The following is a 19,229-nucleotide window of genomic DNA, read 5'->3' on the forward strand; positions in this document are numbered from 1 at the left end:
ATGCCGGATTATCAGCGCATCAAGAAAGAACTCGAAGGCATCGCCGTCGAAGACAATCCGGCGCTCGTGCGCCAGAAGAGCCGTGACTTCTACTGGTATTCGCCGATCCTGAAGGCGCAGCTCGACAACGTCACGGCCGATCTCGTCGTCACGCCGAAGACCGAAGAAGAGGTGATCCGGACGATGAAGGTCGCCTATGCGCATGACGTCCCCGTCACGCCGCGCGGCGCCGGCACCGGCAATTACGGCCAGGCCATGCCGCTTTCCGGCGGCATCGTGCTCAACCTTGCCGCCATGAACAGGATCAAGGAGATCCATCCCGGTCGCGTCATCTGCGAGCCCGGCATCATCATTGCCGAGCTCGACCGGCAGACCAAGGCCCATTCGGGTCAGGAACTGCGCTTCCATCCCTCGACCGCTCAGACGGCGACCATCGGTGGCTTCATCGCCGGCGGCTCGGGCGGTGTCGGCTCGATCACCTGGGGCGGCCTGCGCGATCTCGGCAACATCCTGCGCCTGCGCGTCGTGACGATGGAGGCGGAGCCTCGCACGCTCGATCTCACTGGCTGGGATCTGACCAAAGTCAGCCATGCCTACGGCACCAATGGCATCATCACCGAAATCGAAATGCCGCTGGCGCCGGCCTATGATTGGATCGACGTGCTGGTCGGCTATGACGACTTCATGGATGCCGTGCGCTTTTCCGACGCGCTCGCCAAGTGCAACGGCATTCTGGTCAAAGAAATCGCGCCTATCGCCGCCCCCATCCCGCAAGATTATTTCACCCGCCATAAGCCCTACATCCGTCAGGGGCAATCGATCGTGGCGCTGATGATCGCGCCGCATTCGATGGATCCTTTCGTCGCCTTCACCATGCAGCAGAAGGGCGAAATCACCTTCCGCTCCGACAAGGTCGAGAGCATGAAAGGCATTCCGCATGCCTATGAGCTTGCCTGGAACCACACCACATTGCGCGCCCTGAAGGTCGATCCGTCGATCACCTATCTGCAGGTGCAGTATCCGGGGCCGGATCATGTCGCCAAGGTCCAGAAGATGGTGGAAATCTTCGGCGACGAGGTGCCCGGCCATCTCGAATTCATCAAGTTCGACGGTCAGATCCAATGCTCGGGCCTGCCGCTGGTTCGCTATACCTCCGAGGCTCGGCTCGAGGAGATCATCAGGATTCACCAGGATCACGGCTGCCCGATCTTCAATCCGCATCGCTATACGCTGGAGGAAGGCGGCATGAAGCAGACGGATGCGGTCCAGCTTGCCTTCAAGAAGGAAACCGACCCGAAGGGCCTGCTCAATCCCGGCAAAATGATCGCCTGGGACGACCCGAATTTCGACTTCAAATCCGGCAAGAACTATCTCTTCCCCGGCCTTGCGGCGCTGATGGAGGCTTCATGAAGGTTCTGGTCCTTCATTCCCATCCAGTCGAGGAAAGCTATGGTGCAGCGCTGCACCGGAAAACCATCGAAAGCCTGAAGAGTGCCGGCCACGAGGTGGACGATTGCAATCTTTACGCAGAAGGCTTCGATCCCGTGCTATCGCGTCGCGACCGCGTGATCTACCATGATTATCCGGACAATACCGAGGCGGTCAAATCCTATGTCGAGCGGCTGGCACGCGCCGAGGCTTTGGTGATCGTCACGCCGGTCTGGAACTTCGGCTTTCCGGCCATTCTCAAAGGCTATTTCGACAGGGTCTGGCTCCCGGGCGTCTCCTTCGAACTCGTCGACGGCAAGGTGCGCTCAAAGCTGCAGCATATCCGTAAGCTTGGCGCTGTCTTGACCTATGGCGCCGATCCGTTTCGCGCCTTCGTCGCCGGCAATCCGCCGAAGAAGATCGTCAAGCGCGTGCTACGCGCTCAGATCAAACCCTTCGCCCCGGTCGTCTTCCTTGCTCACTACGACATGAACCGCTCGACCGACATGTCCCGTAGCCGATTTCTGACGAAGGTCGGTCAAGAGATGGAACGGTTCTAGAGCATTTCCGTCTTTCGTCGGATCGCGAACGTGCAAGCACTTCTGTCGGAAGTAGCGGTCAGGTTCGCGGACACCCAGGACCACGAAATACGGCGTTCGATATCAGATTCCCAAGCCATCGGCATTCGTATTCACTCCCTGCCGGAAGGCAGATCGCGATTTCAACGGACGCCCCTTTAGCTGCCGACTGAGCGACAACCTGCCGCGAAACTTCACAAACGGCCAGATGCCACGACGAATTGGGTCGATCGAAGACCTGCGTCGGCCAAGCGAAGGGAACATTTCCCCATTGCTGCTGTTAGATCATTCCAGATGATAGGTGGCTGTAAGGAGGTCAACATGGCACCGCCACATAAACCAAACCCGTTGTCTCGCGAAGAAGACTATCGCGATTACGAGGATCGGGAAATTCGAGATGGCTGGCCCTATTCGGATGTCGATGGCAATCCGTTGGAAAGCCATCCCGACAATACTCCCTACGGCGACACACCGGCCAATTTCGACGAAGATCCGAGTACAGGATTCACCTTAGATACCGCCGACGCGTCAGGTCGCGAGGATAGGGTGGATACGGTCGCTCCTTTGCCAGCCAGCAGAATTGACGACGACGAGTTGGAGGCACAGATCACCGAGCGGCTCGAAGAGAGCGGCAAAGTCGTGAGCGACAACATCGAAGTGCATTGCGTCCACGGGATTATCACGCTGGAGGGGCGCGTCGAGACGATTTCGTTGGCGCGCAAGCTCGAGGAGATCGTTCTGACGGTTCCGGGTGTCGTGGGCGTACATAACAACCTCGAAACGCTTGGCGTCGATTCTCATATGCCCGATGAGGAATAGCGAGTTGGAGCCGGACGGCAACGATGGCGGGCGGCCGACATCCGTTCGTCAGATGTCATGCCAGATTCATCGTGGCCAGCGCCACGATGACGTAACGCCCGAGCTTAGCAATCGTCACCAGCAGCAGGAAGGTTGGCAATGGCTCGCGCAGAACGCCGGCGACCACCGTTATCGGGTCTCCGACGATGGGCACCCAGCTCGCAAGCAGAGACCATTTTCCATATTTTCGGTACCATGCCTGCGCACGATCGAGGGTATCCTGACCAACAGGGAACCAACGGCGCTGTCGAAATCGTTCGATCCCCCTTCCCAGCATCCAATTGACGAGCGAACCGAGAATATTGCCGACCCCGGCGGTAACCACCAGCCAGAGCGCGGAGTATCTTCCGGTCAGAAGCAGGCCAGCAAGCACCGCCTCCGATTGCAGCGGCAGGATCGTTGCGGCACCGAAGGCTGCCATGAACAATCCGAAATAAGCCAATAGGTCGGTCATGCCGCCGGAAGTATTTCGTAATGGTGTTGAATTCGTCGGTCGGCCACCGATAATTGCCGAGCAATGTCAAGACACGCCTTGCCGCCTCCGAGCATACTGGTGACGCTATTCACGTGGTCTTCGGGGCGCTTGAGCCGCATGACCGCCTTTGGATGGGTAGCGCGAGTGTGTTCCGTCATGACGCTCTGTATCCCCGCAAGAGAGCATGATTGTCAACGTCGGTCTGGTCGCGCACTTGACCAGGGGTCGAGGGGTTTGAATTGGAGTTTGGTACGCCGAGAAGGGCGGGTCGTCCGTTCAATCACCGCAAGCGCCCAAAGGATTTGGGCCGCACCTCGAACGCATGACGGCACGAGAGTTGAGAGGTTCGATCGACCGTTTCTGGGATCCTGCGGGCCTGCGGATCACTTTGCGAATTCGGCTGCCTAGCTCTCAAGGGTTAGACTGTAGTATCGCCTTCTCAACGCCTCGCTTCAGATGAATGAACCTGAGACAGTTATTCAAACGGTCAGATGCCTGCGAGCCTCCGCTGTATCCAGCGTTTCAGCCAGCCCCTCATGAACGATCTCACCGCGATCCATGATGTAGACGTAGTCGGCAAGCTCGCGGCAGAAATCGAGATATTGCTCGACCAGCAGGATCGCCATGCCGGTGGAATCCCTGAGATAACGGATCGCCCGGCCGATATCCTTGATGATCGACGGCTGGATACCCTCGGTCGGCTCGTCCAAAACCAGGATCTTCGGCCGCGTCACCATCGCCCGGCCGATCGCCAGTTGCTGCTGCTGTCCGCCCGAAAGGTCGCCGCCACGGCGCGACAGCATGGATTTCAATACGGGAAACAGGCTGTAAATGTCATCCGGAATATTGCGGTCACGACGTGAGAGCGGCGCATAACCGGTCTCGAGATTTTCCTTCACGGTCAAAAGCGGAAAGATCTCGCGTCCCTGCGGCACATAGCCAATCCCCTGCTTGGCGCGCGCAAACGGCGCCATGCCGTTCAGCGTTACGCCGTTGAAGGCAACGGTGCCGGCCGACAAGGCATGCTGCCCGGTGACAGCGCGCAAGAGCGAGCTCTTGCCGACGCCATTGCGCCCAAGCACGCAGGTGATCTTGCCCATCTCCGCCTTGACGGAGATGCCGCGCAGCGCCTGAGCGGCGCCATAATGCAGATTTGCGTTTTCGACTGTCAGCATCTCACCGCCCCAGATAATTCTCGATCACCTTCGGATCGCTGCTGACGAAATCAATGGAGCCTTCCGCCAGAACCGATCCCTCCGCCAGGCACGTCACCTTGACGCCGAGATCGCGGATGAAGCCCATGTCATGCTCGACCACCACGACCGAACGCGTCTTGGCGATTTCCTTCAAGAGCACGGCGGTTTCCGCCGTCTCGGCATCCGTCATGCCCGCCACCGGTTCATCGACCAGAAGCAGCTTCGGTTCCTGCGCGAGCAGCATGCCGATCTCCAGCCACTGCTTCTGGCCGTGGGAAAGATTGGCCGCCAGCTCGTCGCGCCGATGCGAAAGCCGCACCGTCTCGAGGATTTCTTCGATACGATCGCGATCGATAGGCATCAGGCGGTAAAAGAGCGTGGAAAAGACGCCGCGGTTCCGATTTAGCGCCAGTTCAAGATTGTCCCAGACGGTATGGCTTTCAAAGACAGTCGGCTTCTGAAATTTGCGACCGATGCCGAGCTGGGCGATGTCAGCCTCGTCCTTCTTCGTCAGATCGACCTGGCCGTTGAAGAATACCTCGCCCTCGTCGGGCCGGGTCTTGCCGGTGATGATATCCATCATCGTCGTCTTGCCGGCGCCGTTCGGACCGATGATTGCGCGGAGCTCGCCTGGCTCGATGACGATCGACAGCGAGTTTAAAGCCTTGAATCCGTCGAAGGAGACGGAGACGTTGTTGAGGTAGAGCATGCTGTTGGGTTTGATATCCGGGATCATGGTCCTACTCCGCAGCCTGCACGGACTTTTGGGCTTCATCCTTCGCGGCCTTGGGCGGCGGGCTTGCCGGCCGGCGTGTCTTGCCGAAATAGTGCGCGATGGTGCCAACGATGCCCCTCGGCAGGAACAACGTCACGGCCACGAATAGGCCGCCAAGCGCAAACAGCCAGAAATCGGGAAACAGGCCGGTGAAAACAGTCTTGCCGCCATTGACGAGGATAGCGCCGATGATCGGACCGATCAGAGTCGCTCTGCCGCCGACGGCCGTCCAGATGACCACTTCGATCGAATTGGCAGGAGCAAACTCGCCGGGATTGATGATGCCGATCTGCGGCACGTAGAGCGCGCCGGCAATACCGGCCATCATGGCCGATACGACGAAGACGAAGAGCTTCATATGCTCGACACGATAGCCGAGAAAGCGCGTACGGCTTTCGGCGTCGCGCACGCCCACAAGCACCTTGCCGAACTTCGAACGCACGATGGCCGAAGACAGCATCAATGCCAGCGCCAGGAACACGGCCGTAATAGCGAACAGCACGGCACGCGTGCCATCGGCCTGGATATTGAAGCCGAGAATATCCTTGAAGTCGGTCAGGCCGTTATTGCCGCCGAAACCCATGTCGTTGCGGAAGAATGCAAGCAGCAGCGCATAGGTCATCGCCTGCGTGATGATCGACAGATAAACGCCGTTGACGCGCGAGCGGAAGGCAAACCAGCCAAAGACGAAGGCAAGCAGGCCGGGTGCTGCGAGAACCATCAGCATGGCGAACCAGAAATGATCGAAGCCGTACCAGAACCACGGCAATTCCTTCCAATTCAGGAAGACCATGAAGTCGGGCAGGATCGGATTGCCGTAGGTGCCACGCGAACCGATCTGACGCATCAGATACATGCCCATCGCATAGCCGCCGAGCGCAAAGAAGGCGCCGTGGCCGAGCGAGAGAATGCCGCAATAGCCCCAGACCAGATCGAGCGCCAAGGCGAGCAGCGCATAGGTCAGGTACTTGCCGAAGAGCGACATGAGATAGGTCGGCACATGCAACGCACTCGTTTCCGGCAGAGCCAGGTTCGACAGCGGCACCAGCACCGCCACGGCAAGCAGGATCGCGATGGCGATGCTGATCCGGCGGTCGAGCGAACGAAGGATGAAGGCCGTGATCATGCTTCCACCGCCCTTCCCTTGAGCGCGAAGAGGCCGCGCGGACGTTTCTGGATGAAGAGTATGATGAGGACGAGGACGAGGATCTTGCCGAGCACCGCCCCCGCATAGGGCTCGAGGAACTTGTTGAGAATGCCGAGCGAGAAGGCGCCGACGAGCGTTCCCCAGAGATTGCCGACGCCGCCGAACACCACGACCATGAAGCTGTCGATGATGTAGCCCTGGCCGAGGTTCGGCGAGACATTGTCGATCTGCGAGAGTGCCACACCCGCCATGCCGGCGATGCCGGACCCCAGCGCAAAGGTGAAGGCGTCGACCCAGGAGGTGCGGATCCCCATCGAAGACGCCATGCGCCGGTTCTGCGTCACCGCCCGCATTTGCAATCCAAAGGCCGAGCGCTTGAGGAGAAGCAGGAGTGCCACGAAGACAGCGAGCGAAAACACGATGATCCAGAGCCGGTTCCAGGTGATCGAGAGATAGCCGAGGTCGAACGAACCCGACATCCAGGAGGGGTTGCCGACTTCCTGATTGGTCGGCCCAAAGATCGAGCGCACCGCTTGCTGCAAGATCAGCGAAATGCCCCAGGTAGCGAGCAGCGTTTCGAGCGGGCGGCCATAGAGGAAGCGGATAACGCCGCGCTCGATGACGAGACCGACGGCGCCGGTGACGACGAAGGCGACCGGCAGGGCAATCGCCAGCGACCAGTCGAATAGCTGGGGATAGGAGGTGCGGATGATGCTTTGAACGACGAAGGTCGAATAAGCGCCGAGCATCACCATCTCGCCATGCGCCATGTTGATGATGCCCATGACACCGAAGGTAATCGCAAGGCCGATGGCGGCCAGCAGCAGGACGGAGCCGAGCGACAGGCCGTACCAGACGTTCTGCACCGCATCCCAGAACTTCAGTTGATCCTGGATGCCGGCAATGGCGGCAGCCACAGCGGGTTTCAGGCTATCGTCGACGGAAACCGATGAGAGAATGCCGATGGCATCGCGGCCGCCTTCGTTCTTGATCGTCTCGATCGCCGCCTTTTTATCTTCGATCGGACGGTCCGAGCTAAGCACGGCAACCGCCCTTGCGCGTTCAAGCACACCGCGAATGTCCGCGTCCTTCTCGCTCTGCAGCGCCGTCTCGACGGCGTCAAGCGAATCCGCACTCGGTGCCTTCAGAATGGATTGCGCCGCCTCCAGGCGCGTCGCACGATCCGGGCTCATCAGCGTCAGACTGCCGAGAGCCGCGCGAACGGCACGGCGCAGATTGTTGTTGATCTTGATCTTGCCGAGATTGTCCTTGGCTTCCTGACCGGCCGCTTGCCCGGTCAAAGGATCCACCAGATCCATCATGTCGCCGGAGGATTTGGCGATAAACACCTGATTGTCGGATTTTCTTATATAAAGATCACCGTCGGAAAAGGCCTGCAATGCCGGCACGACCTTGGGATCGCCTGACTTCGCAAGGCTTTGGACGATATCGCCGGCCTTCTGGAAATTGGCCTGGCCGAGGGAATTGATGAGGCCGTGGGTGTCTTCCTGGGCGCGCAGGCTTGTCGCCGTCAGCGCCAGCATCAGGCAGAAGCCGGCGACCAGCGCCAGGGCGATGCGGTAAACGAATTTGTCGAACATTGCGCTAGTCCCCTCAAGCTGCCGCGGCCAGAAAAGCCTGCCCGCGGCGATCTTGCGTCGGCTGATATCAGGAGCCCTTGCCGCCGCACTTACCGGTGGTGACGTTGAAGTTGCCGCAGTTCATCGGCATACGCCAATCCGAGATCAGGTCCTTGCTGTCAGGCAGATAGTCGGACCATTCTTTGCCGACCACGGCGGGGGTCTGCGAAACGACGTCGAACTGGCCGTTTTCCTGCACTTCGCCGATCAGGACCGGCTTAGTGATGTAGTGGTTCGGCATCATGGTGGCGGTGCCGCCGGTGAGGTTCGGCACCGCGACGCCGACGAGCGCGTCGATCACCTTGTCCGGATCGGTCGTGCCGGCCTTCTCGACAGCCTTCACCCACATGTTGAAGCCGATATAGGCGGCTTCCATCGGGTCGTTGGTCACACGCTTGTCGTTCTTGGTATAGGCATGCCATTCCTTGATGAAGGCAGCGTTGGCGGGCGTGTCGACGGACTGGAAGTAGTTCCAGGCGGCAAGATGGCCGACAAGCGGCTTGGTGTCGACACCGGCAAGCTCTTCTTCGCCGACCGAGAAGGCGACGACCGGGATATCCTCGGCCTTAACGCCCTGGTTGCCCAGTTCTTTGTAGAAGGGAACGTTGGCATCGCCGTTGATGGTGGAGACGACGGCGGTCTTCTTGCCGGCCGCGCCGAAAGCCTTGATCTTGGAGACTTCCGTCTGCCAGTCCGAGAAGCCGAACGGCGTGTAGTTGATGATGATGTCTTCGTCCTTGACGCCCTTGGACTTCAGATAGGCTTCGAGGATCTTGTTGGTCGTGCGCGGATAGACATAGTCGGTGCCTTCAAGCACCCAGCGCTGTACGCCTTCGTTCTTCATGAGATAGTCGACGGCGGGAATTGCCTGCTGGTTCGGGGCGGCGCCGGTGTAGAAGACGTTACGCTCGGACTCTTCGCCTTCGAACTGCACCGGATAGAACAGGATCGAATTCAGTTCCTTGAAGACCGGCAGTACCGACTTGCGCGACACGGAGGTCCAGCAGCCGAATACGGCCGAGACCTTGTCCTTCTGGATCAGTTCGCGCGCCTTTTCGGCAAAGAGCGGCCAGTCGGAGGCCGGGTCGACGACGACGGGCTCGAGCTTCTTGCCGAGAACGCCGCCCTTCTTGTTCTGCTCGTCGATGAGCATCAGCATCGCATCCTTCAGCGTCGTTTCCGAGATCGCCATGGTGCCGGACAGCGAATGCAGGACGCCGACCTTGATGGTGTCGTCGGCTGCGAAAGCGCCGTGGAATGCTGTGGTGGACATGATGGCGCCGAGCAGCGCGCCGGAGACGAGAGTCTTGAATTTCATCCGTGGTTCCCCTCTTTTTGTCTGCCGCAACGGCCGGTAAACAAGGATTAGCCGCTGCCTTCCGCGACTATCCGGCGCGCCCTCAGGAAACCACATACGTAAAATGACGTAGACGCCGGGGCGAAATGTGCAGCTTTGAGCACTCCGACGCCCTTAAGCACGGCATCGATCCATGTTACGACGTCATCGGACCGCCAAGGTGACGATGGCGGGACTGCTGAAGGGTAAGCATGGCTGCGCGGCAACGCATCATTCCGGTAAGACGCGAATATAATCGCTGGGTCGCAAACCAGACGCTGGAAGACTACGCCTTGCGTTTCACCGCCAAGAGCGCCCGCCAGTTTTCTTCACAACGCATCTCGCAAACCGCGATCGGCGCCATTTCCTTCCTGGCGCTGGAGGCGATCGGCGGCACGATCACGCTCTCCTACGGCACCACCAACGCCTTCTACGCCATCATCGTCGCAAGCCTCGCCATGCTTGCAGTCGGCCTGCCGATCAGCCGCTATGCCATCCGCCACGGCGTCGATATCGATCTTCTGACGCGCGGAGCGAGCTTCGGCTATATCGGCTCGACCATCACCTCGCTGATCTATGCCAGCTTCACCTTCATGCTGTTTGCGATCGAAGCCTCGATTATGTCCGGAGCACTGGAGCTGACACTCGGCATACCCGTTTGGATCGGCTATATCATCAGCGCCGTCATGGTGATCCCTCTCGTCACCCACGGCGTGCGCCTCATCAGCCGGTTCCAGTTGCTGACGCAGCCCTTCTGGATCGTTCTCAACATCCTGCCCTTCGTCTTCATCGCCTTTGCCGATTGGGAAAAATTCGACCTCTGGCGGGCCTTTGCCGGCATTCATCATCCAGCAAGCGCGCCGGGCAGCTCCGCTCCTTTCGACCTGGTGGAATTCGGCGCCGCTTCCGCCGTCATCCTGGCGCTGATGTCGCAGATCGGCGAACAGGCCGACTTCCTGCGCTTCCTGCCGCCGGAGGGTCACCGCAAATGGCGCCATCGCCTGGCCATCTTCCTCGCCGGACCCGGATGGGTCATCATCGGGGCGCCGAAGCTGCTCGCCGGCTCCTTCCTTGTCGTCTTGACTCTGACGTCAGGCGTGCCGGCCGACCGTGCTGCCGATCCCGCACAGATGTATCTGACCGCCTTCGGCTACATGATCCCATGGCACAATGCGGCATTGCTGTTGATGGCCGCCTTCGTGATGATCTCGCAGCTGAAGATCAACGTCATGAACGCCTATGCCGGCTCGCTCGCCTGGTCGAACTTCTTTTCGCGGCTGACGCATAGCCATCCAGGCCGCGTTATCTGGCTGGTCTTCAATGTCGCCATCGCGCTCTTATTGATGGAGCTCGGCATCTATCGGCTGCTGGAGGAGACGCTCGGCATTTTCTCGATCATCGCCATGGCCTGGCTCTGCACCGTCTCAGCCGATCTTTTCATCAACAAGCCGCTCGGGCTTGCACCTCCCGGCATCGAGTTCAAACGCGCGCATCTCTACGACATCAATCCGGTCGGCCTGGGCGCAATGGCGCTTTCGGCAACCATCGCTCTCATCGCGCATTTCGGCGCCTTCGGTTCGATTGCCGCCTCGCTTGCGCCCTATATCACCCTGATCGTCGCGCTCAGCGCGTCACCTGCTATCGCCTGGATCACCAAGGGCAAATATTATCTCGCGCGCAAGCCGCGGCAGAGCTGGAAGAACCTGACCACCATCACCTGCTCCGTCTGCGAGCACCCGTTCGAGCCGGAGGACATGGCCTGGTGTCCGGCCTATGCCGCGCCGATCTGCTCGCTCTGCTGTTCGCTCGACAGCCGCTGCCACGACATGTGCAAGCCGAAGGCCCGGCTCAACACGCAGGTCGCCACCGTCGCAAAAACCTTGCTGCCGGAAAGCATCGTCGCAAGGCTCGCGACGCGCCTCGGCCGCTATGGAATTGCCGTTGTCTTGGCGCTGACCGCCATGGGCGCTATTCTTGCAATGATCGCGCATCAGGTCGGCGCCGCCTCTCCCGAGACCGCTGCCGTGGTCGACCGCACCATCCTCATCGTCTTCTTCGTCTTTGCCGTCATCGCGGGCGTCGCATGCTGGTTCTATGTGCTTGCCCATGACAGCCGCGTGGTCGCCGAAGAGGAATCCTCGCGCCAGAACACGCTGCTTTTGAAGGAAATTGCCGCCCACAAGAAAACGGACGCTGCCCTGCAGGGTGCCAAGGAGGCGGCAGAGGCGGCAAACCGCGCCAAGAGCCGCTATGTCGTGGGCCTCAGCCACGAATTGCGCACGCCGCTCAATGCGGTCCTCGGTTACGCGCAGATCCTGGAGCGAGACGAGACCATTCCGGCACCCCGACAATCCTCGCTGAAGGTCATCCGCCGCAGCGCCGAGCATCTTTCCGGCCTGATCGACGGGCTGCTCGATATTTCGAAGATCGAGGCGGGCCGCCTGCAGGTCTATTCCAACGAGATCAATATCCAGGATTTTCTCGATCAAATCATCGACATGTTCCATCCGCAGGCACAGGCAAAGGGGCTGGCTTTCGTCCACGAGCGCGCCGCCGCCTTGCCCGACTATGTCCGCACCGACGAGAAGCGGCTGCGCCAGATCCTCGTCAACCTGCTCTCCAACGCCATCAAGTTCACCGATGCCGGAACCGTCCGCTTCGAGGTGGGTTACCGCAATCAGGTCGCGACCTTTACCGTTTCCGACACCGGCCGCGGCATTGCGGCAAAGGACATTACCCGTATCTACGAGCCCTTCCAGCGCGGCGAAGCCGACAGCATCAGACCAATGCCAGGCCTCGGCCTTGGTCTCACCATCACACAATTGCTGACGAACACGCTCGGTGGCGAGATTTCGGTCTCAAGCGAGAAAGACGTGGGCTCGACCTTCAGGGTACGCTTAATGCTATCTGCGGTGATCCGGCCGATGAAGCCGCCGGCACAGGAGCAGCGTATCGTCGGCTACGAAGGTCCACGCCGCACCATCGTCGTCGTGGACGACAATGAGGATCATCGCGAACTGATGCGCGAGATACTGTCGCCACTCGATTTCATCGTGCTCACCGCCGCCGGCGGGCCGGACTGCCTGACGCTGATCGAGGGGATCAAGCCGGATCTGTTCCTGGTCGATATTTCCATGCCCGGCATGAACGGGTGGCAGCTCGTCTCACGGCTCAGGGAAAACGGCCAGACGGCGCCGATCCTGATGCTGTCCGCCAATATCGGTGACGCTGCTGCGGCGACCGACAGCGACGACAGCCATAACGACGCCATCTCCAAACCGCTCGACATCCGTCAGCTTCGCGACAAGCTCGCGCTGCATCTCGGGCTGAAATGGATCTATGCCGATGCTTCTATCCCGACCGCGCCGAAGCCGCCACCGCCCCTGAAAAGCCCTGGGATCGAGCATGTCCGCGAATTGCTGCGGCTCGGCGAGATCGGTTATGTCAGGGGAATCGAAGCAAAGCTTGCGGATCTTGCGAAACTTGAAGAAAACAAACCCTTCATCGATGCCTTGCGCGCCCATGTCCAGGCTTTCGATCTCGACGGTTTCCTGAAGGTGCTGCGCAGCTTCGACACTGAAAAGGTAGAACAGATTGGCTGAGCCTGCCCTTCCCCGCGACATAGTCCTGCTGGTGGACGATTCACCGGAGGCGCTCGGTTTTCTGACCGACGCGCTCGAGCAATCCGGCTTTTCCGTGCTGATCGCCACCTCGGGTTTAGCGGCGCTCAACATCGTCGAGCGCATCACCCCCGATCTCATCCTGCTCGATGCCGTCATGCCTGTCATGGATGGTTTCGAAACTTGCCGCCGGCTGAAAGCAAATGCCGGCATCGCCCAGATTCCGGTCGTCTTCATGACCGGGCTCACCGAAACCGAGCATGTGGTGCACGCACTGGAATCGGGGGGCGTCGATTATCTCACCAAGCCGATCAATATCGACGAACTGCGCGCCCGCATCCGGGTCCACCTGCGCAATGCCCGCTCGGCTCAAAGCGCCAGGGTGGCGCTCGATGCCGCGGGCCGCCATCTCCTGGCGGTCAAGGGCAATGGCGCCATCCATTGGTCGACGCCCCAGGCAACCCGCCTGATCAATGCCGCCACAGGCAGCGACGACGGCCTTGAGCTCGCCTCGAAACATATCGCCGCCTTCATGCTGGAGCGCGAGCGGCTCGGCCCTGCTCGCGACAATCTTCTTTCGATGAACAATGGCGGCCAGGCGGCGCTGCAATTCACCTTTCTCGGTGCCATCGGCGCCGACGAATATCTCTTTCGCCTGACGGCCACCAGCCAGCGTGCCGACGACGAAGCCCTGCGCCGGCATTTTGCGCTGACCCAGCGCGAATCCGAAGTGTTGCTGTGGCTCGCTAAGGGCAAATCCAACCGCGATATCGGCGAAATCCTCGGCCTTTCCGCCCGCACCGTGAACAAGCATCTCGAGCAGATCTATGTAAAGCTCGGCGTCGAAAACCGGGCATCGGCAGCGGTGAGGGCCGCCCACGTCCTGCATGAAGCTTAAGCCGCGGCCAGTTTTTCATTCCTCGCTCAAAAAACGCTGGAGCGAGTTTGCAAGATCGACCGGATTTTCTTCCGCGACATGGTGACCGCTTTCGATACCGTGACCGGTGACATTCACCGCCCATAAGCGCCAGATTTCCCTCGGATCGCCGAAGAAGTATTCCAGATCGTCTTTCGTCGACCAAAGGCAAAGCAACGGGCATGCGATCCGTTTACCGGCAAGGCGGTCCTGCAGTTCATCTTCCCGATCAACGGTCAATCCTGCCCGATAATCCTCGATCATCCCATGGACGACCGCCGGATCGTGGATCGCCGCCAGCAGATCGCCATAGGCCTCTTCCCCCATGAAATCAGGGTGAATGCGGGTGTACCAGGCCCGAGGGTCGGTATTGATGGCCTGCTCGGGCTTTTCCGGCTGCGCGAAGAAGAACCAATGGTACCAGTCACGCGCAAAGCGCCAATCCATCCGTTCGAGATGCTCGATGATCGGAATGCTGTCGATTACGGCGACCTTGGTGACGATCTCGGGATGATCGAGGGCAAGGCGGAATGCCACGTAGCTGCCGCGGTCATGACCCGCCACGGCAAAAGTCCGATGCCCTAAAGCCTGCATCAGCGCTACACAGTCCAGCGCCTTCGCCCGTTTCGAAGAATAACGGCTATCCTCGCTGTCAACGGGCTGGAAAGACTGCCCAAATCCCCTGAGGTCAGGGCAAACAATCGTGAAGTGAGGAGACAAGAGGTCTGCGACATGGCCCCAAGTCATATGCGTTCGCGGATGGCCGTGCAGCAACAGCAATGGCGGCCCGTTGCCGCCGTGGCGAACGCGTAAAAGGCCGGGACCGACGTCGATATAATCCAGTGTCATTCCGCTGAACAAATCCCGCCTCCCTCGAATATTCGCTCCTTGCTCCTTACGTTTGCGGCATCGGATTGTTCCAACTTTACCCGTCACGCCAATTTTCCGCGGAAAACTCCGATTCGGTCGAACGGCGACCTTTCATATCAAGGCGAAGCTCGAGCAATTAATTCTACTTTAAATTGCCAATGGAAGTAGACACGTCACGAACTCAGCTCGGCAAGGGAGCGGCATCGCCGAGTTCGTGACGCGCCTCAGGAAGTAGCTCACCAGCAAGCTGTGAGCTGGAGGGGCCGGCGTTACTCTCCCCTCGGGCTGTCAAACCACAGTGCATCGAAATTGTTCCCAAGCGAGATGAGGATGGAAATCGTGTTTGTTGCTCTATGGGAATGGCACATGACTCCTGCGATAGCGGAGCACAGATCGACCTGCTTACCTTTTGAAAATTGGGCGATGGTCGCAGGCCACGTGCATAGGCAACAACCATGCACGACGTGAAGCTGCACGCTTCGACAACGCCGGTCAGGCTTTCAGCCACGCTAAAGTTCAGTGCGCACGCGCCACAATTCCGGGAAGAGTTCCACCTCCAGCATCCGCTTCAGATACGAGGTCCCGGCTGTTCCGCCTGTGCCGCGCTTGAAACCGATCACGCGCTCGACCGTGGTAACATGGTTGAAGCGCCAGCGCCGGAAATAGTCTTCGAAGTCGACCAGCTTCTCGCCAACCTCATAGGCTTCCCAGTATCGCGACGGGTCGCGATAGACCGTCACCCAAACGGCCATAACACCCTCGTCGAATTGCCATGCCTGACGCAAGTCCCGCTTCAGCACCTCCTGCGGCACAGGCAGGCCGGTGCGCGCCAGCCGGCGCAACACTTCATCATAGAGCGAGGGACGCGCAAGTTCGGCTTCCAGCATCTCCAGAATATCAGGCCGATGTTCGTGCGGCTTCAACATTGCGAGATTCCGGTTTCCGGCCGCATATTCGATCAGCCGGTATTGCCATGACTGGAAGCCGGAAGACTGGCCGAGATCGTCGCGGAAGCGCGTATATTCCGATGGCGTCATGGTCCTCAAGACATCCCATGCGGAATTCAGCTGCTCGAAAATCCGAGCCACACGGGATAGCATTTTCAACGCTTCCTGCGTTTGATCGGCCGCGATCATCCTCCTCGCCGCCTGGATCTCGTATAGCGCAAGTTTCATCCACAATTCGGACGTCTGATGCTGGATGATGAAGAGCATTTCATCATGCGCCGATGAGAGCGGGAGCTGTGCCGTCAGAATCCGATCGATCTGCAAATAGTCGCCGTAAGACATGCGCTGCCGGAAATCCATCTCGGCACCATCTTTCGAGGGATCATCGGTCATTCTGGCATTCCTCCTCCCGGACATGAAATTCGGGAGGACCTCCCGATATGAAGCGAAGCGTCGTTGCCGGTGCCATTGTACAATTTTGTTCGTGAATCGGCAGGCGCGACGTTGCTTCTAGCACATGTGCGGCGAACACCGGGCAGGTTTTGCAAGGTGTTTGAGGTTACCCTTGCCCGCAATCTGAACTCGGGCTTGTACCCGCCCGGCAACCAACCATCAGACTTTGCAAATCCATGCGACAAGGGCGCCTGCTGTCGCAGACGCCCTCATGCCTTCGAACTGCAGTGCCTTCCAGAGCCGGTTCAGGCGATATCGCCGGTGCTCGGCTTTAGGTTGCGCGACGATTTGGTCATGAGACTACCACTCCGTCGAGCTGCGATCACCAGCGATAGTAGCGGTGATGGCGGTGGTGGTGACGATGCTTGTACCAACCATAATGATGGCCGCGCCAGTAATGGCTCCGATAGCTGCGGTGCGATTTCCAGTGGTGATGCCGGTGATGTCGCGGCCCGTGCCAGTGGCGACCATGATGATAACGGACCGTTTGAACAGATGATTGGACCTCTGGCTTCGTCATGTTCGTCATCGGTGCAGCCGACGCAGCACCCGCACCGATCAACAGGCCGACAGCCAGAAATGCAGCAAGCAGATTGTTAAAGATTTTCATAGCGAACCTCCATCCGTGCCATCATCCTGAAGCCAGACGGCTGAATGGAGCATGAATGCCTGCAGCTCCCGCGTTCATCAGAAGGAACAGGTAATGCGGCTGGATTACGGAGAGAGTTCTTCGAGCGTCCGGCCTTTGGTTTTCACGGCGAATACGACGGTGACAAGTGCGCCGAGCAGCAAAATTGAATCCGGAGCGGAAGCCGCCGAGAAAATCATGCATCTGCCGCAGGCGCCGACAGCAATATTTGCGGTAAACGACAACACAGCCATCGGTGCATTATCGGGCCTGATGCGTATGGGTCTCTCGGTACGGGGCGACGTCTCGCTGGTCGGCTACAACGATATTCCGAGCGTCGGCCATCTTTCCACGCCGCTGACCACCTTGCGAGTGCCCTTCGAGCAGATTGCTGAAAATGCGCTCGATTTGTTGGGAGGCGAGGCTATACCGCCGGATGATCGCATTCGGGTGTCGGCCCCGACACTCATCCCCAGGAAGTCGAAGCGATCCATCGTTCTCTAGCAGTTGATAGGGTTAGAACCAACGCCATGAAGCAGCAAGGATGAACTTGCATGGCCGTCGGACATGCCCCGCCCGCCTTTCCGCGAGAACGCGCAACTGTCCCGCGCGGGCAGCCATCATCAGTTCCGTGCATTTTCATGATCCGGCAATGCAACAAACGTTCGTGCGATCGAAACATCGCATAAGGCGCATAAATAAATTCTTCTACCATAAATAGAAAAAAACGAAGCAAAAGCGAAAAATGTACGCAATACCGCAGTGCATGGATGTCTGAAGGCTCTGGAATCTTTCGCTAATTGCATAGTGTAAGCATAGGGTTGACCAACCGAAGTCCTGCCCAAGATTACGTTTACGGCCCCTGACCGGCTCTCCGCGATCCAGGCCAGCCTTACCTAATGAACGACGAAAATTTTGCATCCCTCGAAGCGGCCATAGTTCAATATTTCGAGAAACATGGCCGATTGTTTCAAACACGTGATCGATCACTGCCTTATCAGCCTCGAACTGCCCAAGTTTGGCCGGAATCGATCCGGAAGCCTCGATAGGTCGCTTGGCAAGTTGATGGTGCGAGAAGGCCATAAAGAAAAGCAGCAGCGGAATATCGGGGTGCTGGCGCTGTAACGAGAGGGTTCGAAAAAGGCTGAAAAGCCGGGGGTGTCTATGTCGAATATGCGCGATCGCCAACTGGATGGCCTAAGAACCATTGCCGTTGCAATGGTGCTCTACGCACATTTTTTCGCGGCCGACGGTTCCATCTGGGGTCATCTCGGCGTTCGTCTCTTCTTCGTACTGAGCGGCTTCCTGATCACGCGCCTGTTGTTGGAAGCACGGGCCGATGCCCGCTACCAGCCGACCACCGCCCTGAAGGCATTCTATATCCGCCGGGCGCTGCGCATATTTCCACCCTATTTCGCAGTTCTGGCGCTGGTGTGGCTCGTCAATCTCGAAGGCGTTCGCGGCACCGGCAGTCTGAAATGGCATGCGCTCTACCTGGCAAACTACTGGTACGCCCTGCGCGGCGAATGGACGCCTTGGGTTCTGTGCCATACCTGGAGCCTCAGCATCGAGGAACAGTTCTATATCGTCTGGCCGCTGGCAATCCTGCTGGCGCCGCGCCGGATGATCGGGGGCATCTGCCTTGCCGTCATTGCCTGCTCGCTCGTCTATCGCCTCTGCTGGCCGCTGACGGGAACGCCCTCGCTGGTGCGCGACCTGCTCCCCTCGGCCTCTATGGATGCGCTCGCATGCGGCGCTCTGCTCGCCGTCTATCGCGAAAGGACACAGGCCTGGCCGCAATGGATGCGGCTGAGCTGGATGCCGTTGATGGCCGCTGCCAGCGTGGCACTATGGCTGAGACCTGATCCGATAGCTCCAGTACTCGACTGGTTCATCTGGATCGGTTCGGAGGTCTTTCCGCTCGTGCCGCTCGTCATGTTGGTTGGGACCGCTTCCTTGGGCTTTCGATCCAGTTTTGGCCAGCTGCTCGAATCCGCGCCGATGGCAGCAACCGGACGGATCAGCTACGGCATCTACCTCTTCCATCCGATCATCCTTTCTCTGATCGTCAAGGCTCAAGCCTGGATTCCCGTCAACGTCTCACAACAGGGTTTCGGCCGTCTGATCATCGGAAGTGCCGTGACGCTGGCGGTGGCTGCCATCTCATGGCGCCTTTTTGAAAAGCCGCTGAACGGCTTCAAGCGTCACTTTCCCTATGTCGCCCGCAACAACTTGCCGGTGGCTGCAGCTGGCGAGCCATGGGAACCGCGGCGTGGTGCGAAAATATACGAAACAACGCTCTCTCGCCGCGATACTCATGATCCCGGCGAAGCCGTTCAAGCCTCTGATCTGCAATAGCGCG

Annotated in this window: 16 protein-coding genes and 1 pseudogene; 7 read left to right on the forward strand and 10 right to left on the reverse strand. The window is 59.2% G+C overall.

From position 1 onward, the window contains the following. From AC13QE_RS11995 to AC13QE_RS12005, 3 genes are all read left to right on the forward strand, one after another. A complete protein-coding gene (locus AC13QE_RS11995; protein WP_488483838.1) occupies window positions 1–1,410 on the forward strand; it encodes an FAD-binding oxidoreductase in 1,410 nt (469 codons plus the stop codon). Further along, the gene (locus tag AC13QE_RS12000) at window positions 1,407–1,988 is read left to right on the forward strand and encodes an NAD(P)H-dependent oxidoreductase (protein ID WP_488483839.1); all 582 of its coding nucleotides are present in this window, start codon (window positions 1,407–1,409) and stop codon (window positions 1,986–1,988) included. The genes AC13QE_RS11995 and AC13QE_RS12000 overlap by 4 nt, the downstream gene beginning before the upstream one ends. 339 nt (window positions 1,989–2,327) lie before the next feature. Beyond that, the gene (locus tag AC13QE_RS12005; RefSeq protein ID WP_488483840.1) at window positions 2,328–2,825 is read left to right on the forward strand and encodes a BON domain-containing protein; all 498 of its coding nucleotides are present in this window, start codon (window positions 2,328–2,330) and stop codon (window positions 2,823–2,825) included. Window positions 2,826–2,880: 55 nt separating this feature from the next. Here AC13QE_RS12005 and AC13QE_RS12010 read toward each other — a convergent pair whose 3' ends face one another. The 7 genes from AC13QE_RS12010 to urtA all read right to left on the reverse strand — a co-directional run bounded on the left by AC13QE_RS12010 (window position 2,881) and on the right by urtA (window position 9,415). Continuing rightward, window positions 2,881–3,318: a YqaA family protein gene (locus AC13QE_RS12010; protein WP_488483841.1), complete on the reverse strand. Its 438-nt coding sequence runs from the start codon at window positions 3,316–3,318 to the stop codon at window positions 2,881–2,883. Next, window positions 3,315–3,497, reverse strand: coding sequence for a metal-sensing transcriptional repressor (locus AC13QE_RS12015; RefSeq protein WP_488483842.1), 183 nt, complete (start codon window positions 3,495–3,497; stop codon window positions 3,315–3,317). The genes AC13QE_RS12010 and AC13QE_RS12015 overlap by 4 nt, the downstream gene beginning before the upstream one ends. Window positions 3,498–3,818: 321 nt before the next feature. Continuing rightward, window positions 3,819–4,514 (reverse strand): urea ABC transporter ATP-binding subunit UrtE, encoded by a 696-nt coding sequence (urtE, locus tag AC13QE_RS12020; RefSeq protein ID WP_132719509.1) that lies wholly within the window; start codon window positions 4,512–4,514, stop codon window positions 3,819–3,821. A gap of 1 nt (window position 4,515) precedes the next feature. Beyond that, window positions 4,516–5,271, reverse strand: coding sequence for an urea ABC transporter ATP-binding protein UrtD (urtD, locus tag AC13QE_RS12025; RefSeq protein ID WP_488483843.1), 756 nt, complete (start codon window positions 5,269–5,271; stop codon window positions 4,516–4,518). 4 nt (window positions 5,272–5,275) lie between these two features. Beyond that, window positions 5,276–6,436: an urea ABC transporter permease subunit UrtC gene (gene urtC, locus AC13QE_RS12030; RefSeq protein WP_488483844.1), complete on the reverse strand. Its 1,161-nt coding sequence runs from the start codon at window positions 6,434–6,436 to the stop codon at window positions 5,276–5,278. Then, window positions 6,433–8,058 (reverse strand): urea ABC transporter permease subunit UrtB, encoded by a 1,626-nt coding sequence (urtB, locus tag AC13QE_RS12035; RefSeq protein WP_488483845.1) that lies wholly within the window; start codon window positions 8,056–8,058, stop codon window positions 6,433–6,435. Before urtB ends, urtC begins: the two co-directional genes overlap by 4 nt. A gap of 67 nt (window positions 8,059–8,125) precedes the next feature. Beyond that, the gene (gene urtA / locus AC13QE_RS12040; protein WP_015343269.1) at window positions 8,126–9,415 is read right to left on the reverse strand and encodes an urea ABC transporter substrate-binding protein; all 1,290 of its coding nucleotides are present in this window, start codon (window positions 9,413–9,415) and stop codon (window positions 8,126–8,128) included. A gap of 230 nt (window positions 9,416–9,645) precedes the next feature. Here urtA and AC13QE_RS12045 point away from each other — a divergent pair, with 230 nt between their 5' ends. Together AC13QE_RS12045 and AC13QE_RS12050 are read left to right on the forward strand one after the other, a co-directional pair. Beyond that, window positions 9,646–13,035, forward strand: a complete 3,390-nt coding sequence (locus tag AC13QE_RS12045; protein WP_488483846.1) for a hybrid sensor histidine kinase/response regulator — start codon at window positions 9,646–9,648, stop codon at window positions 13,033–13,035. Next, complete coding sequence (locus AC13QE_RS12050) at window positions 13,028–13,951, forward strand: response regulator (RefSeq protein ID WP_488483847.1); 924 nt, start codon at window positions 13,028–13,030, stop codon at window positions 13,949–13,951. Before AC13QE_RS12045 ends, AC13QE_RS12050 begins: the two co-directional genes overlap by 8 nt. A 15-nt stretch (window positions 13,952–13,966) precedes the next feature. Here AC13QE_RS12050 and AC13QE_RS12055 read toward each other — a convergent pair whose 3' ends face one another. From AC13QE_RS12055 to AC13QE_RS12065, 3 genes are all read right to left on the reverse strand, one after another. Further along, window positions 13,967–14,830 (reverse strand): alpha/beta fold hydrolase, encoded by an 864-nt coding sequence (locus AC13QE_RS12055; RefSeq protein ID WP_488483848.1) that lies wholly within the window; start codon window positions 14,828–14,830, stop codon window positions 13,967–13,969. Between the two features lie 518 nt (window positions 14,831–15,348). After that, window positions 15,349–16,179 carry a tryptophan 2,3-dioxygenase gene (gene kynA, locus AC13QE_RS12060; protein WP_488483849.1) on the reverse strand — a complete coding sequence of 277 codons (831 nt, stop codon included), beginning with the start codon at window positions 16,177–16,179 and terminating at the stop codon, window positions 15,349–15,351. Between the two features lie 382 nt (window positions 16,180–16,561). Further along, on the reverse strand, window positions 16,562–16,849 hold the full coding sequence (locus AC13QE_RS12065) for a hypothetical protein (RefSeq protein WP_488483850.1): 288 nt from the start codon (window positions 16,847–16,849) through the stop codon (window positions 16,562–16,564). 183 nt (window positions 16,850–17,032) lie between these two features. On the opposite strand from AC13QE_RS12065, the pseudogene AC13QE_RS12070 reads away from it, so the two are divergent. Then, a pseudogene (locus AC13QE_RS12070) lies at window positions 17,033–17,371 on the forward strand (substrate-binding domain-containing protein); the annotation flags it as partial. A gap of 660 nt (window positions 17,372–18,031) precedes the next feature. Further along, window positions 18,032–19,225, forward strand: a complete 1,194-nt coding sequence (locus tag AC13QE_RS12075; protein WP_488483851.1) for an acyltransferase family protein — start codon at window positions 18,032–18,034, stop codon at window positions 19,223–19,225. The last annotated feature ends 4 nt before the right edge of the window (window positions 19,226–19,229 follow it).

It is taken from the genome of Martinezella sp. CNPSo 3957 (assembly GCF_057784395.1).

Bases quoted from the DNA above. Each gene is read 5' to 3' on its own strand.
- AC13QE_RS11995 (WP_488483838.1), top strand. From the start codon at position 1: ATGCCGGATTATCAGCGCATCAAGAAAGAACTCGAAGGCATCGCCGTC.
- AC13QE_RS12000 (WP_488483839.1), top strand. From the start codon at position 1,407: ATGAAGGTTCTGGTCCTTCATTCCCATCCAGTCGAGGAAAGCTATGGT.
- AC13QE_RS12005 (WP_488483840.1), top strand. From the start codon at position 2,328: ATGGCACCGCCACATAAACCAAACCCGTTGTCTCGCGAAGAAGACTAT.
- AC13QE_RS12010 (WP_488483841.1), bottom strand. From the start codon at position 3,318: ATGACCGACCTATTGGCTTATTTCGGATTGTTCATGGCAGCCTTCGGT.
- AC13QE_RS12015 (WP_488483842.1), bottom strand. From the start codon at position 3,497: ATGACGGAACACACTCGCGCTACCCATCCAAAGGCGGTCATGCGGCTC.
- urtE (WP_132719509.1), bottom strand. From the start codon at position 4,514: ATGCTGACAGTCGAAAACGCAAATCTGCATTATGGCGCCGCTCAGGCG.
- urtD (WP_488483843.1), bottom strand. From the start codon at position 5,271: ATGATCCCGGATATCAAACCCAACAGCATGCTCTACCTCAACAACGTC.
- urtC (WP_488483844.1), bottom strand. From the start codon at position 6,436: ATGATCACGGCCTTCATCCTTCGTTCGCTCGACCGCCGGATCAGCATC.
- urtB (WP_488483845.1), bottom strand. From the start codon at position 8,058: ATGTTCGACAAATTCGTTTACCGCATCGCCCTGGCGCTGGTCGCCGGC.
- urtA (WP_015343269.1), bottom strand. From the start codon at position 9,415: ATGAAATTCAAGACTCTCGTCTCCGGCGCGCTGCTCGGCGCCATCATG.
- AC13QE_RS12045 (WP_488483846.1), top strand. From the start codon at position 9,646: ATGGCTGCGCGGCAACGCATCATTCCGGTAAGACGCGAATATAATCGC.
- kynA (WP_488483849.1), bottom strand. From the start codon at position 16,179: ATGACCGATGATCCCTCGAAAGATGGTGCCGAGATGGATTTCCGGCAG.
- AC13QE_RS12065 (WP_488483850.1), bottom strand. From the start codon at position 16,849: ATGAAAATCTTTAACAATCTGCTTGCTGCATTTCTGGCTGTCGGCCTG.
- AC13QE_RS12075 (WP_488483851.1), top strand. From the start codon at position 18,032: ATGTCGAATATGCGCGATCGCCAACTGGATGGCCTAAGAACCATTGCC.